General features: G+C 47.5%; 12 protein-coding genes. 3 read left to right on the top strand and 9 right to left on the bottom strand.

Annotated elements, in window-relative coordinates; translation table 11 throughout:
• Positions 1-36 precede the first annotated feature (36 nt).
• Complete coding sequence (locus AB4Z45_RS08095) at positions 37-903, top strand: glycine betaine ABC transporter substrate-binding protein (protein ID WP_305953912.1); 867 nt, start codon at positions 37-39, stop codon at positions 901-903.
• Between the two features lie 400 nt (positions 904-1,303).
• On the opposite strand, the gene AB4Z45_RS08090 is transcribed toward AB4Z45_RS08095, so the two are convergent.
• The 8 genes from AB4Z45_RS08090 to AB4Z45_RS08055 form a co-directional block, all read right to left on the bottom strand.
• Entirely contained in the window at positions 1,304-2,404 is a 1,101-nt protein-coding gene (locus tag AB4Z45_RS08090) for a Gfo/Idh/MocA family protein (protein ID WP_441908644.1), read from the bottom strand.
• A 47-nt stretch (positions 2,405-2,451) separates the two neighbouring features.
• Positions 2,452-3,174 (bottom strand): ThuA domain-containing protein, encoded by a 723-nt coding sequence (locus AB4Z45_RS08085; protein WP_441908642.1) that lies wholly within the window; start codon positions 3,172-3,174, stop codon positions 2,452-2,454.
• 60 nt (positions 3,175-3,234) lie between these two features.
• Positions 3,235-4,398 (bottom strand): Gfo/Idh/MocA family protein, encoded by a 1,164-nt coding sequence (locus AB4Z45_RS08080; RefSeq protein WP_441908641.1) that lies wholly within the window; start codon positions 4,396-4,398, stop codon positions 3,235-3,237.
• Positions 4,399-4,503: 105 nt separating this feature from the next.
• Positions 4,504-5,538 (bottom strand): LacI family DNA-binding transcriptional regulator, encoded by a 1,035-nt coding sequence (locus AB4Z45_RS08075; RefSeq protein WP_441908640.1) that lies wholly within the window; start codon positions 5,536-5,538, stop codon positions 4,504-4,506.
• Between the two features lie 195 nt (positions 5,539-5,733).
• On the bottom strand, positions 5,734-6,801 hold the full coding sequence (locus AB4Z45_RS08070; protein WP_441908639.1) for an undecaprenyldiphospho-muramoylpentapeptide beta-N-acetylglucosaminyltransferase: 1,068 nt from the start codon (positions 6,799-6,801) through the stop codon (positions 5,734-5,736).
• A 159-nt stretch (positions 6,802-6,960) separates the two neighbouring features.
• Positions 6,961-8,547: a peptide chain release factor 3 gene (locus AB4Z45_RS08065; RefSeq protein WP_076270992.1), complete on the bottom strand. Its 1,587-nt coding sequence runs from the start codon at positions 8,545-8,547 to the stop codon at positions 6,961-6,963.
• A 39-nt stretch (positions 8,548-8,586) separates the two neighbouring features.
• Positions 8,587-10,143: a glucose-6-phosphate dehydrogenase gene (gene zwf, locus AB4Z45_RS08060; protein ID WP_441908637.1), complete on the bottom strand. Its 1,557-nt coding sequence runs from the start codon at positions 10,141-10,143 to the stop codon at positions 8,587-8,589.
• A gap of 140 nt (positions 10,144-10,283) precedes the next feature.
• Entirely contained in the window at positions 10,284-11,123 is an 840-nt protein-coding gene (locus AB4Z45_RS08055) for a YwmB family TATA-box binding protein (RefSeq protein ID WP_441908636.1), read from the bottom strand.
• A gap of 181 nt (positions 11,124-11,304) precedes the next feature.
• Here AB4Z45_RS08055 and AB4Z45_RS08050 point away from each other — a divergent pair, with 181 nt between their 5' ends.
• On the top strand, positions 11,305-11,673 hold the full coding sequence (locus AB4Z45_RS08050) for a hypothetical protein (RefSeq protein WP_441908635.1): 369 nt from the start codon (positions 11,305-11,307) through the stop codon (positions 11,671-11,673).
• A gap of 139 nt (positions 11,674-11,812) precedes the next feature.
• A complete protein-coding gene (locus AB4Z45_RS08045) occupies positions 11,813-12,589 on the top strand; it encodes a hypothetical protein (RefSeq protein WP_441908634.1) in 777 nt (258 codons plus the stop codon).
• A gap of 135 nt (positions 12,590-12,724) precedes the next feature.
• On the opposite strand, the gene AB4Z45_RS08040 is transcribed toward AB4Z45_RS08045, so the two are convergent.
• Positions 12,725-14,116, bottom strand: a complete 1,392-nt coding sequence (locus tag AB4Z45_RS08040; RefSeq protein WP_441908632.1) for a molybdopterin molybdotransferase MoeA — start codon at positions 14,114-14,116, stop codon at positions 12,725-12,727.
• Between the last annotated feature and the right edge of the window lie 66 nt (positions 14,117-14,182).

Below are 14,182 nucleotides of genomic sequence, written 5' to 3'. Positions count from 1 at the left end.
AAGTATTTTGCTGCGCAAAATTTGAGGAGTGATTTTTTGAAATTTAATAAAATGAGTGTAATTGTTGCTGCTGTTATGACCATGGCTTTAGTCGCTGGATGCTCTTCGAACAATGAAGGCGCTAAGAAAAAAGTAACGCTTGCTTACGTGGCTTGGGATTCTGAGATAGCGAGCACGTATGTTGTGAAGGAAGTACTTGAGCAGAAGCTTAATTACAAAGTTGATATGATGCAAGTTGATGCGGGGCCTATGTGGGCTGGTATTTCTGACGGCAGTGCAGATGCGATGGTAGCTGCATGGCTTCCTACAACACATGCATCGTACATCGAAAAATATAACGGTAAATTTGATGATTTAGGACCAAATCTTGAAGGAACAAAAATTGGTCTAGTCGTCCCTAAATACATGGATGTTAACAGCATTGACGAGCTTAACGATGCCGTTGGCGCTGAAGTAGATCATACGATTATCGGTATTGAGCCGGGTGCTGGACTTATGATGTCGACAGAAAAAGTATTAGATCAATATAATCTGCGAGATAAATGGAAGCTGCTTGAGAGTTCCTCCGCAGCGATGACTCAGCAGCTTGAGAAGGCTTATGCTAACAAAGAGCCGATTGTTGTGACAGGCTGGACACCGCACTGGATGTTCGCCAAGATGGAGCTGAAATATTTGGCAGATCCTAAAAATGTATATGGCGGAGATGAACAAATTCATACAATCGCCCGTCAAGGACTAAAGGATGATCTGCCTGAAGCTTATGCATTCCTCGATCAGTTTAATTGGACGCCAGATGATATGGCTTCCGTTATGATCAAAATCCAAGAAGGCGAGACGCCAGAAGCAGCTGCTAAAGCTTGGGTTGAGCAAAATCCTGACAAGGTTGCAGCTTGGATAAAATAATAGCCAACATTCGAAAGAAGCTGTCTCCAAAGTATTCAGACCGATGGATCAATAGCTAACTTTGGACAAAATGTTGGAGAGCATGAAAAAATAGCGCACCAAAGGCTATTCCCGGCGGATTCAATTATTGGTCTCGCCGGCATTGCATAATACCTTAATCATTTCTCTAACGAACCGTATCATTCTTATTATTAAATCCATTACGAATAGTTTGAATAAGACCTGCTGGGTTCGTTAGCTATAAGATTGTTAAAGTGAGGACATCGTCCGGCCTAAGTTCCAACAAAAAACAAAGCAAGAGCTGTTCCAATCGTAGATACATCTACTTTTGGGACAGCTCTTTTTTTAAGTTATTTATTAATGACTTTACATTCTAGCTGTTAATGCTCTTCAGCCTTTATTAATCCAAGCAGAATGGCTGCAAACCAAGCGGCAATGGCGCTGGGCGCTCACAAGTGCTCTTCATAACATAATGCACGCCTTGTTCCGACGCGTCATGGAAGCCATGCATAGCTTCGAGTACATGATAAGCAAGCTCGCCATTAGCGCGATGCTTGCGGCCGGTTTGAATCGCTTTGGCCATGTCTGCTGCACCGACACCACGAGCGTTCTCTGTGTATCCGTAAGCGAGCGGAATATCTGACCATTCGTTTGAGCCCGCACGCCAAATCTTAATTTGTCCGCCAAACCCGTTAGGATCTGGGACAAGAAGTGTGCCCGCGCTGCCGTATATTTCGATACGAGGAAGCGTTGAGCCGCCTTTCACATCAAAGCTTGTGAGCAATGTTCCGATTGGACCCGATGCAAAGTCCATCACTCCAGCGATATGAGTTGGTACTTCAACCTCTACCTGCTGGCCGTATTTCGGTTTGCTTGTAATCGTTCTCTCTGGGAAAGAGATACGTGCCGAACCCGTTACACGAGTGATCGGTCCAAGCAGCGCTACAAGCGCGGTTAAATAGTATGGCCCCATATCAAACATCGGGCCGCCGCCCTTTTGGTAATAAAATTCAGGAGCCGGATGCCATGATTCATGCCCGCCGCACACCATGAATGCCGTCGCGCCAATTGGCGTACCAATCCAGCCGTCCTCAAGCAGCTTGATGCTCGTTTGGATGCCGCCGCCAAGGAATGTATCCGGCGCGCTTCCTACATAAAGGCCTTTTTTCTCAGCAAGCTCAAGTACCTGCTGCGCCTCTTCACGAGTAACTGCAAACGGCTTCTCTACATAAACATGTTTGCCTGCTTCAAGAGCTTGTAAGCAAATCGATGCATGCGCTTGCGGGATCGTCAAATTGATTATCATTTGAACTTCCGGATCAGCAAGCAGCTCCTCAACCGAACAACCGCGAACGCCAAACTGCTCGCCTTTTGCTTTGGCTCTCTCCACATCTAAATCTGCGCAAGCTACAACCTGCAAGGCATCAAAACGGTTGCCGTTTTCAAAATAGATGCCGCTAATATTGCCTGTTCCTATAATGCCTGCTTTAATCTTTTCCATAATCTCTAGTCCCTCTTCTCATATCCTAAGATTATTATGATTGCGAATTACAACTGATTATCTGCCATACCGCTATAAGCAGAAGCTGTTTTCCCTGCTGCCAGCGCATTTGCTTTACCTTCCGCACACCACAAGAAGCCGCGTCTCATAAGTTCTTTTACCGTTTCAATCTCTATAATATTAGCTTGATGACCAAGCGAGTTGTAGTATACGCGTCCAACACCCCAGCGCTTCGTCCACACAACCGGCATATCGACTGCCTTGTTGAGTGAATGCGGTCCCGGTGTCAGCGGAAAACGTGTTGTCGCCAGCACTTCAACTGCCGGATCCACATGCAAATAATATTGCTCAGAGCTGACAACAAAATCTTCAATGCCTTCTGTCAGCTGACTGGATGAATTATTAATATTAACCGTATATTCAACACCGTCATTGCCTGGGTGAGCTACCCATTGTCCGCCGGTCATAAACTGCCAGTCTACATTTTCACGGAACGCATCGCACATTCCGCCATGGCATCCTGCCAAACCTACGCCGCTTTGAACAGCTGCAGATACATTATCGACAAGCTTCTGCTCGATCCGTGCCATCGTCCATACGGGTACGATAAGATCAAGTCCCAACAGTTTTTCTGCATCCGCAAATGCTTCCAATGTGTCGGACACCTCTACCTCAAAGTCCTCAGCTGCAAGCACCTCACGAAAAATTTCTGCTACCTCTTTCGGCTGATGTCCATCCCAGCCGCCCCATACGATTAGTGCTTTTTTCATTACCTTCTCCTGCCTCTCTCCAAGCGCTAAGTAATCTCCTAACTAATAACCCTATATGGCTTACGATAATTCGCTAATTGCTACCCAGCGGCGTTCTGCAATCGAACGATCTACCGCCTCCAGAACCTCTTGGCATTTCACGCCATCTACAAAGTTCGGTACGGGCTGACGATCTTCAGCAAAAGCTTGCATCAGCTCATGCATTTCATGTGTAAACGTGTGCTCGTATCCAATGGTATGTCCAGCTGGCCACCAAGCGTCCATATACGCATGCGATGGATCGGTTGCGAGTACGCGGCGGAAGCCTTGAACATCCTCGGCATCATCGGTGAAATAAACTTGAAGCTCATTCATCCGCTCAAAATCAAACTTGATGCTTCCTTTACTGCCGTTAATTTCAAAAGCGTTCGTACAGCGATGGCCGGCTGCGAAGCGAGTCGCCTCAAAGCTGCCCAGCGCGCCGTTAGCAAAGCGTGTCATAAACATAGTTGCATCATCCACTGTTACTTCTCCGAGCGGTCCACCCTCGCTTCCCTTTGCACTGAGGCCTGTCATAGCTGAAGCAATCGGGCGCTCTTTAACGAAAGTCTCGCTCATGCCGATAACCTCATTGAATTCTCCAACGAGAAAACGCGCCATATCTATTAAATGTGCTCCTAAATCACCATGGGAGCCGGAGCCTGCAATTTCCTTCTGAAGACGCCATACGAGCGGGAAGCTCGGATCGATAATCCAATCTTGCAAAAACACAGCACGGAAATGATAGATTTCACCGAGCCTGCCATCTGACACCAATTTTTTGGCAAGCTGTACAGCAGGTGCAAATCGATAATTAAAACCTACCATATGCTTCACGCCTGCTTTTTCAACAGCATCAAGCATCTCGCGGGAGTCTTCAAGCGTAAGCGCCAGCGGCTTCTCACAAAAGATATGTTTGCCGGCTGCCGCTGCTGCTAGAGCGATAGCCTTATGTGCATCACTTGGTGCATTAATATCGATTAAGTCGATATCCTCGCGGTTAACGAGCGCATTCCAATCCGTTTCAGCACTTTCCCAGCCGAATTGTGACCGTGCTTGTTCAACGCCTTCTGGATCGCGACCGCAAATGGCCGTCATCTCCGGCTTAATCGCATTCGGGAAAAACATCGGAAGCGCGCGGTACGCGTTGCTATGTGCCTTCCCCATAAACTTATAACCAACCATGCCAACTCTTACTTTATCCATAATAATCCGCCTCTCTTAAGCGTAAACGCCTTATGCTGCCACTAGCGATAAGATCGCGTCCCGCAATTGAAATAGAATGGAGCAGAAAAACTAGTATTCAGGATTTTAACGTTTGAGTCTTGACGTTTCTCTTGTGATCAGGCTGACCGGTAAAACATCTGTTTGTGAATCTGTCGTTTTCGTTTTCTGATCCGGGTCCAGCAATCTAGCAGCTGCAAGCTTACCCATCTCATAGAAAGGAACAGCAACGGTAGAAAGCCTAGGACTAATGATGCGCGAGCCGTCTGAGTCATCATATCCAACTAGCGCATAATGCTCGCCAGCTTCAACTCCCAGTTCCCGCAAGCGCTGCATCAGGCCGATTGCCATTCGATCATTAGCCGCAAATACCGCGTCGATATTGCCTTCTTTAATTTGTTCCGCCAATTGCTCCCCGAGCTCCGCCCCGCTCTTTCGGCTGTAATTACCGTGATAGATTAGACTAGGCTCATAAGCAAGTCCCGCTTCCATTAGAGCCGCTTTGTAGCCTTCCTGCCTATCGGCACTATTGGAATACTGCAGCGGGCCGTTAACAAAAGCAATGCTGCGGCTGCCCTGACTCAACAAATGCGAGACGGCTGCCTTGCTGCCTGATACATGATCAGCATCGACTGTACGATAATGCTCCGCATCAAACCGCTGATTTACAAGGCAGAAAGGAAAGTTTTCAGCCTTCAGCTCAGCAAGGGCGGCTCTTTCCTCAGGCACATTTTGTGAGCCTAAAACGATGCAAGCATCAATCTTATGCGTGCGAAATAGCTTAGCGTAATCTCTCGCCCCATCCGGCTCTCTAAAAATAAGAAGCAGGTCATAGCCGCAGCGCTTCGCTGTTTCACCGATTCCACTTAATATTTCCGAAAAATAGTAAGTGGAAAATAAATGAACTTTGGGCACGAATGGCAATATGACGCCAATATTCCCGCTCTTCCTTCGAGCAAATTGCTGAGCAAGCGCATTTGGTACGTATCCAAGCTCAGCCGCGGCTTGTAATACCCGTTCACGCGTTTCCTCTTTGATAGGGCCGACGCTGTTCATCACTCTCGAAACAGTCGCCTCTGAAACTCCAGCTAGTTTCGCAACTTCTTTCCTGCTAATAATCATTTTCCTCCTGAAAAGCTAATATGCTAAGTTGTCTTTTCATTTCAATGTACACGCGTACATTATTGCATGAAAACGTTTTAGCGTCAATAAACTTTTTGCATATTTTTCTATCGTTGCCCTCATTACAAAAAAAACGATCCAGTACGCTTGCATCGGCGTCCCAGATCGTTTTTTCTCGTTGTCTCTTGCAGTTACTTACTTCTTCGCTATTTCATTAATCCATTCAAAAACAGCGGACAGCGCATTTGCTTCCTCGCTCATGTTCATCCTATCGATATAGGATTCACGGTTTTGGTACAAACGCTCGACGCTCTCAACAAGCGTGCTTGCCGTCAGCTTCTCTTCATACAATACGTCGGCATAACCCGATTTCTCAAAAGACTGGGCATTCAAAATTTGATCGCCTCGGCTCTGATCCCGTGTTAGAGGAATAAGCAGCATCGGCTTCTTTAAGGACAAAAATTCAAAAATGGAATTAGAGCCTGCTCGTGAAATCACAAGGTCCGTCATCGCCAAAACATCCGGCAATTGCTCATTCACAAATTCGAATTGCTTATAGCCAGGCATAGCAAGCGAAGGGTCAACTTGATTTTTACCGCAGAGATGAACGATTTGATAGCTTTTGGTAAGGCTTATTAATGACTGTCTGACCGCCTGATTAATTTTGCGTGCACCCAAGCTTCCACCCATAATTAAGATAACCGGTTTGTTTTTAGTAAATCCGCAAAAGGTTCTGCCTCTTTCCGCGTTGCCCTGCTTCACTTCCTCACGTATAACTGCCCCTACATGCCTGCTTTTATCAGCCTTCAGCATGCTGCCCGTCTCAGGAAAAGTCGTACATACTCCTGTAGCAAAAGGAATCGATAGCCGATTGGCAAGACCTGGCGTCAGATCGGATTCATGAATAAGCAGCGGCACCTTGTTTAGCCATGCGCCAATAACGACAGGTACGGATACAAATCCGCCTTTGGAGAAAATGACGTTCGGTTTATTTTGCTTAATAAGGCGATAAGCTTGATAAAGGCCTTTTACTACCTTGAACGGGTCCTTAATGTTCTGAATATCCATGTACCTTCTCAGCTTTCCCGTCGATATCGGAAAATACTTAACCTCTGGAATCGTTGCGATAAGCTGCCTTTCAATACCGCTCTCCGATCCGATATATTGGACTGACCAGCCCTCTTCCAAAAAATGCGGGATCAAGGCCATATTAACGGTAACGTGTCCGGCTGAGCCTCCCCCGGTGAACATGATTGTTTTCATGAATGACTAGCCACCTATCGTTTTTTATCCATTTATTATACGGGTAAAGATTCGTTTTAGCACTGAAATTCAAGGAGATGGATATAAAAAGCATCCCCAGCCGCTAGCGCTGCTGCGCGATTGGCCGAGGATGCTTTAAACGTGCCTATATCCCTACCCTTAAGGCGCAGTTTCCAGAAACTTAGACGTTGGATTCTTGTCTACTGCCGTACGCATCGCATATTCGTTCTCGAACAAGACGACATAGTTGCCCTTCTTGTCCTTTACGAGCGTCGTATTGATTCGGAATTTGCTAGGGTCAATATTATCATCAACGATCCAGCGGGCAAATTGGAACTGCATCCGGTGCAATTGAATATCTACGCCGTACTCCGCTTTCATTCGATGCTCAAATACCTCAAATTGCAAATGACCAACAACGCCGAGAATTGTCTCGTCGAAGTTGCCTGTAGAGTGGAACACTTGAATCGTGCCTTCCTCCGTGAGCTGATCAATGCCCTTTTGGTACTGCTTGTGCTTCAACGCATTTTTAACGGTTACTTTAGCAAAAATTTCAGGCGAGAACGTTGGAAGCTCATCGAACACAACTTCGCCGCCTTGTGATAATGAATCGCCGATTCGGAAAATGCCTGGATCAAACAAACCAATAATATCGCCCGGATACGCTGTATCCACGATATCTCGGTCTTGCGCTAGAAACTGCTGAGGCTGAGCAAGCTTAATGTCCTTGCCATTACGCACATGACGAACGCTCATTCCGCGCTCGAATTTGCCGGAGCAAATCCGAAGGAAAGCAATTCGGTCACGATGGGCTGGGTTCATATTCGCTTGAATTTTGAAAACATATCCCGTAAATTTCTCATTCGTCGGATCAACCTGACCTGTCGTGCTGTTGCGCGACGTCGGCTTAGGAGCCAGCTGAAGGAAGTTTTCTAGAAAAGTTTGCACGCCAAAGTTATTAACCGCGCTTCCGAAGAAAAGAGGCGTCAGTTCACCCGCTTGCACTTTCTCGAAATCAAATTGATCACCAGCGACATCCAGCAGCTCAAGATCACCAATAAGCTGATCTGTTAAATAATCGCCAGCCATCTCACGTATGACAGGATCATTATAGTCGCTAACGGGACGAACCTCGATTGTCGAGTGGTCATTTCCTTGGAAAAGCTCGACCTGTGTTTTCATTCGGTCATAAACACCGCAAAGCTCGCGTCCCATGCCGATTGGCCAGTTCATTGGAACAGCGCGAATGCCTAAGACACGCTCAAGCTCCTCCATTAATTCAAATGGACTTTGCCCTTCACGGTCCAGCTTGTTAATAAAAGTAAAAATCGGAATGCCGCGTTTACGGCAAACCTGGAACAGCTTGATCGTTTGTGCCTCGACACCTTTGGCAACGTCAATAAGCATGACGGCGCTGTCGGCTGCGGTAAGCGTACGATACGTGTCCTCACTGAAATCTTGGTGACCAGGCGTATCAAGAATGTTAACGCGATGTCCTAGATAATCGAACTGCATTACGCTGGACGTTACCGAGATACCACGTTGTTTCTCAATTTCCATCCAGTCGGATGTTGCATGACGGCTCGCTTTGCGCGCCTTAACTGACCCTGCAAGCCGAATGGCTCCTCCGAATAGGAGGAGCTTCTCAGTGAGGGTCGTTTTTCCTGCATCCGGGTGAGAGATAATCGCGAATGTACGGCGCTTATCTACTTCCTGTTTAATTTCTTCACTTAACGATTGGCTCATGCTTGTCTTCCCTTCATTACGTAAGGTATGCGGCAGCGATTATTTTCCGCTGTTCGAAACCCAAATGACGTTATCTTCCTCTTGTCCGTTAACCGGCCACCAATGGAAACCATCTTCTTTTAGCATTTCATCCGCAGCTTCTGGACCCCATGATCCCGCTGGATACAGCTTCAAATCACTTTTCTCTTCACGCCAAGCTTGTGCAATACGATCCACGAAAGCCCAAGCTTGGGATACTTCATCCCAGCGCGTGAAGTAAGTGGAGTCGCCGCGTGCCGCATCATGAATGAGGCGCTCATACGCTTCAGGCGTATTTAAGCCGATTTGGCAGCTTTGGCAGAACTCCATGGCAACTGGCTGTACCGAATTGTTTTGACCTGGTGTTTTTGCGTTTACTTTAATATATATGCCCTCAAGCGGGTTTACGCGAATAACGAGCAAATTCGGCGCCAAATCATGACGCTGGGCAAATAGAACATTTTGCGGCATCGATTTAAACTCAATGACGACCTCCGTTGTTTTTACAGGTAGACGTTTGCCCGTTCTAATATAGAAAGGCACGCCAGCCCAGCGGAAGTTGTCCACTAATACTTTGGCAGCAAAATAAGTTTCAGTCGTGGAGTCCTGGCCAACAGAATCCTCTTGGCGGTATCCCGGAAGTTCTTTGCCGTGATGGCTGCCTTCGCTGTATTGACCGCGTACGACGTGCGAGCGAACCTCATCACTTGACGTATAATTGCGCAGTGAACGAAGCACCTTCACCTTCTCGTCACGAATATCTTCTCCGTGCAAGCGGCTTGGCGGCTCCATAGCAATCATCGTAAGCATTTGCAGCATATGGTTCTGACCCATATCGCGCAAAGCTCCCGATTTGTCGTAATAGCCTCCGCGATCCTCAACGCCAACCGTTTCGGATAATGTAATTTGAACATTGGCAATATGGTTATTATTCCACAAAGGCTCAAAAAAAGCATTAGCAAAACGAATAACTTGAATGTTTTGAACCATTTCCTTGCCTAGATAGTGATCGATACGGTATATTTCTTCTTCCTTAAACACTTGGTTAATCTGTTCATTCAGCTTCTGAGCCGATGGAAGATCGTAGCCAAATGGCTTCTCGATTACGACGCGATGCCAGCCATTAGATTCAAGCAATCCTCCGTCGCGCAAATTGAATGATACCGGACCGAAAAGTGAAGGCGCAAGGGCCAAGTAAAAAAGACGGTTGCCGGGAATGTTGAACTTCACGTCAAGCTGCTCAGACAATTTGCTAAGCTCGCGGAAGCCTTCTACATCGTTAATATCGAGTGACATATATACGAAATGTTCTGCAAAACGATTCCAAAGCTCAGCATCGTCCGCTTTGTAACGACAAAACTCTACAATAGATTCATAAAGGTCAGCACGAAATTGTTCATTCGTACGAGGACGTCTTGCTAGACCAACGACGGCAAAGTTTTCCGTGAGCTTGCCTTCTTTATATAAACTGAAAAGGGCTGGAAACAGCTTGCGCCGAGCCAAATCGCCCGTTGCTCCGAAGAGGTAATATACAGCACCTTCTGCAGAGACGGATTCAAGATTATTATTATATGTCATTTGCCTCATTCTTTCCCTATGTATTTTTATACAACTTTACATGATATGTAGTTTAGCATATTCAACTTTAATTCGCTATTCAACATGTCATAAAAAATACTGATACGATCCGTTACTAATTCTAATCAGAGTATACCCATCTATGGGCTCGCCGTCGCATTGGCACTGTATTCACCCGTAATGACAGGCACACCGATCGTCAATGCCGTTTGATCTGAATTTGTCTCTTTATGCAAAGCGATTTGAAGATTGGCTGTTTTCCCATTTTCAACGGTGATGGCTGAATACAGCTTTCGGGTATAAAACATGTCGCTTGTCGTGCCTTTATCTTCATAATGATCCACAGCTTTGGCATCTGTCAGCCTAACCAAACGCTGAATGGCTTGACTATTTTTCGTATAACCTTGTACTTTCATACTCGTCGTAAACGCAGGGGAAATACGTGCGATCTGAGCAGAAACTTCTGCTGTCACTTGCAGCAGCTTATTTTTTTTGGTCATTTCAGTTGGCTTAGTTTCTAATATAACCATAAGCTGCTCGCCATTGCTGTCGATCTGTGTGAGACTAATTGAAACTTGTCCGCCGTATGACGGAATAACGCCAGTGACTGTTTTGCCTTCATTCTGGTTCTGCAACAGTATGCTGCTAGCTTTTCCCGGTTCCTGTGAAAACATTTGCTGAGTAAGCTCCTCCATGGCTCCTTCCTTGCCCGTTACATTCCATCGAATCGACCACTGCGCTCCCTCAGAGCTGCTTTTCATTTGGTCGTCGCTCCATAACCACAGCTCTCCCAAATCATGCTGAAGAAGCTGTTCCGCTGAAGTTGCTTCCTTCGGTTCCCTGTCGGCCTGCCACATCGCCCATGCTGCACATATCAAAATCACAAGCATTGCTAGCATGATTCCAACCTTCGTTTGTTTGGCTCGCTGCCTTGCTGACATACGGTGGCGAGCGGGAGGCGTGTTTTTCGGAATATACATTATTATTCACTCCTGTCCTCTTCCAAATGGGTAAACATCCATACACGTTTGCCTGTAGGTGAATACACTGGTTGCAGGAATGCTGGAATAAATACTTTGAGTTTAGCCTCTCATAGCAAAATGACAATACAACACGCTCAAGCGCTTTATTCCAATTACACTTTGGAGGTGTCATCAGCAAATGGAACGCATTTATCCATTGCACGAAGAAGTCGTCAGTCGTTTTTGCGGGTATCCAGTATGTGTGATTATGAATGACGGCATGCGCCACTTTGGCATACTTAGCTCCTGCGAGAGCGGGAGATTGCATTTAAACGCAGGCTCCGGCGAAACGGAAGCCGCGACCGCAAATGCGAAGCCGCAAGTTTCAAAAAACAAAAAAGGCGGTAAAGGTAAAAAAGAGACGGCTCATAAATCCGCTTCAATGCAAGTTCAAACGCAGGCTTACCCTTATGATCCTTACTATTATGGAGAACGGCCTTATTATCCATGGGGCGAAGCGCTCGCTCTTGATTTGGCTTCAATCGCATTCTTGTTTCTATTGCTGTAAATGGCAAAGCGGCGAGCTCAGCGGAGATGCGCCGCTTTTTTATTTTATTGATGCTGCTGACAGCTTTCGCCAGTCTTTTTAATCACCGTATAGTACGCTGACACAACATATACCAATGGAGTGAGAAAGGAGTTTTCTAATGAGCACATCGATACGTTCCATTCGAGGCATTGAACGATCCTATGCATACTCCACCGTACAAGCTATTAGCCCTTATGCTTATTATCCTTATCGGGATGGCGAAGCTCAGCAAGCCCCAGAATATAACAAGAGCTTAACGCGCGTTTTCCAGCAAGCTGCTAACAGTGCTGCTTCTTGGCTTAATAAGGCAAAACAAGCGCAGTACGACATCGAGCAGATAAACAAGCAATTAAGTAACGAATTGTACACGGACAAGCCAATTGCAAGCAGCTTGCTTCGCCTTACTGCGATGCTCAATCAGTTGGAGGATCATTACAGAGCACATGCTGATGATTTGAAACCAGAGCTGTGGGAAAGTATTGAGCTGGCTTTGAGGCATCCCGCAGCTGAGGAGATCGGACTGCGACGCAGTACAACAGACGGCAAGTGGATTGCGGATTCTACCTATACCATTTCTTCAGAAAATAGAGACCGAACAGCTAGCCTTATTTCTGTTCAGAACGAAATCAGCAAGAGTTTGCTGCCAACTTCCATCCATATGGAGCAAAAACAAAAGTTGTCGTACTCTTCCAGCCGTATGCAGAGGCTAATGCTTGGATCAGAAGGGATGCTTACTGGCTTAAAATATGCACTTACTTATGCCGAGCAGCATAAGGCCGTTGATCTGCTCCAGTCACCTCTTACATCAACCCTTCCTTACGCTGCTTACTACAGTTCTATGCAAACCTACTCACCAATTCCATATGTTGGATTAGTCTTGAATCGGTTCCTTTAAAGTTAAATCCGAAAGGGCATGCCACGTTCGCAAAGCTGCTTCTTGTCACTCTATGTAAGTGATATATTCGGCTCCTTACCGAGTATATCCTTCCGTTTTATATAATAAAAACCTTTATTTTCACTAAATTCCATGTTAAGGGATAAGAACAACCTCAATCATATCACCCGCTTCCGCTCCTCTCGAGCCTGACGGAATGATTGCTAATCCTTCTGCATCCGCAATGGAAGCCATCATACTCGATTTGGAATAGGCTAGCGGGTCAGCATGCAAGCTTCCATCTTCCGTGCTGATGAGTGTTGTGCGCACAAAACGATCATGGGGACTTGGCTTATTCACAGCTGTCCGCAGTATTGCTTTAACTTTACGAGGCAATGCTTCACTTGCTCCCTGCAATCGCAGCAGCACCGGACGAACGAATAATTCAAATCCGACAAAACAAGCACCGGGATTGCCCGACAAGGCGAGCAGCAGCTTGCCGTTAAGCATTGCTGCTGACGTTGGACTGCCTGGTCTCATCGCAACTTTGTCGAAGAGCACTCGGTTTGCATCTTCACTGCCAGATACACTATTGTTCTTTATCGACCTAATGATGTCTGACATGACATCAAAGTCCCCTACAGATACACCGCCTGTTGTGACAATCAAATCAACATCATCCCATACACTCGCCAAAGCAGCCTCAACGGCATCAGGCTTGTCTTCCAATGATCCGCACATAACCGCTAATCCGCCGCTCTGCTCCACCATAGCAGCGACCATAAAGCTGTTGCTGTCGCGGATCTGTCCCGCCGCCAGCGGAGCCTCGACCGCCAGCAATTCGCTGCCGGTCGCAAATATCGCTACGCGCGGGCGCTTGCCAACCGCCACCTCGGCATAGCCGAAGGTGGCTAGCAGCGCAACATGTCCCGTTCGCACAAGCGTCCCGGGACAAGCCAAAGCGCCCCCAAGGCGAAACTCCTCGCCTTGGGGCGCAATGTGCTGGCCTGCCGCGGCGGCGTGCTTAATCAGCACCGCCGGCGAGCCATCGGCCAGCATCGCTTCCGCGGTCTGCTCCAGCATGACAACCGCGTCAGCCCCCATAGGCACAGCCGCGCCAGTCATGATGCGCACGGCAGTGCCCTTCTGCACGGTCGCAAGGGCGAGCTCGCCCGCTGCAACCGAATCAACCACGCGCAGCGTCGCCGGCGTACCTGGCGACGCTGACGCGATATCTGCCGCGCGCACGGCGTAGCCGTCGAGGCCCGAGCGCGCGAAGGGCGGCCAGTCGCTTGTCGCAGCTATCGTCTGCGCAAGCCATCGGCCGCCGCTAGCCCGCAGCGGCACAAGCTCGCTGCCGAGGGCTAGCCCATCCGCAGCAGCAAGCAGCCGCTGCTGCGCTTCTTCCACCTTCACAGCCTGCCGTTTGAACCGGCTCATATGTTTCCTCCCACTCTCCTCACCGCGATTTGCCTTATCCATGCCCTCACTCGCTTCACCGCGATTAGCCTTATCCATACTTCCGCTCGCTTCGCCACTCTCAGTCATATTCAACCTCCGCTCATCTCGCCGCCTTACGTAACCTTCGGCAGCTTGTTCAGCATCCATTTTACA

The sequence above is a fragment of the Paenibacillus sp. MCAF9 genome (assembly GCF_052114265.1).
Taxonomy (GTDB): domain Bacteria; phylum Bacillota; class Bacilli; order Paenibacillales; family Paenibacillaceae; genus Pristimantibacillus.
This window is presented reverse-complemented; position numbering and strand designations above follow the sequence as displayed.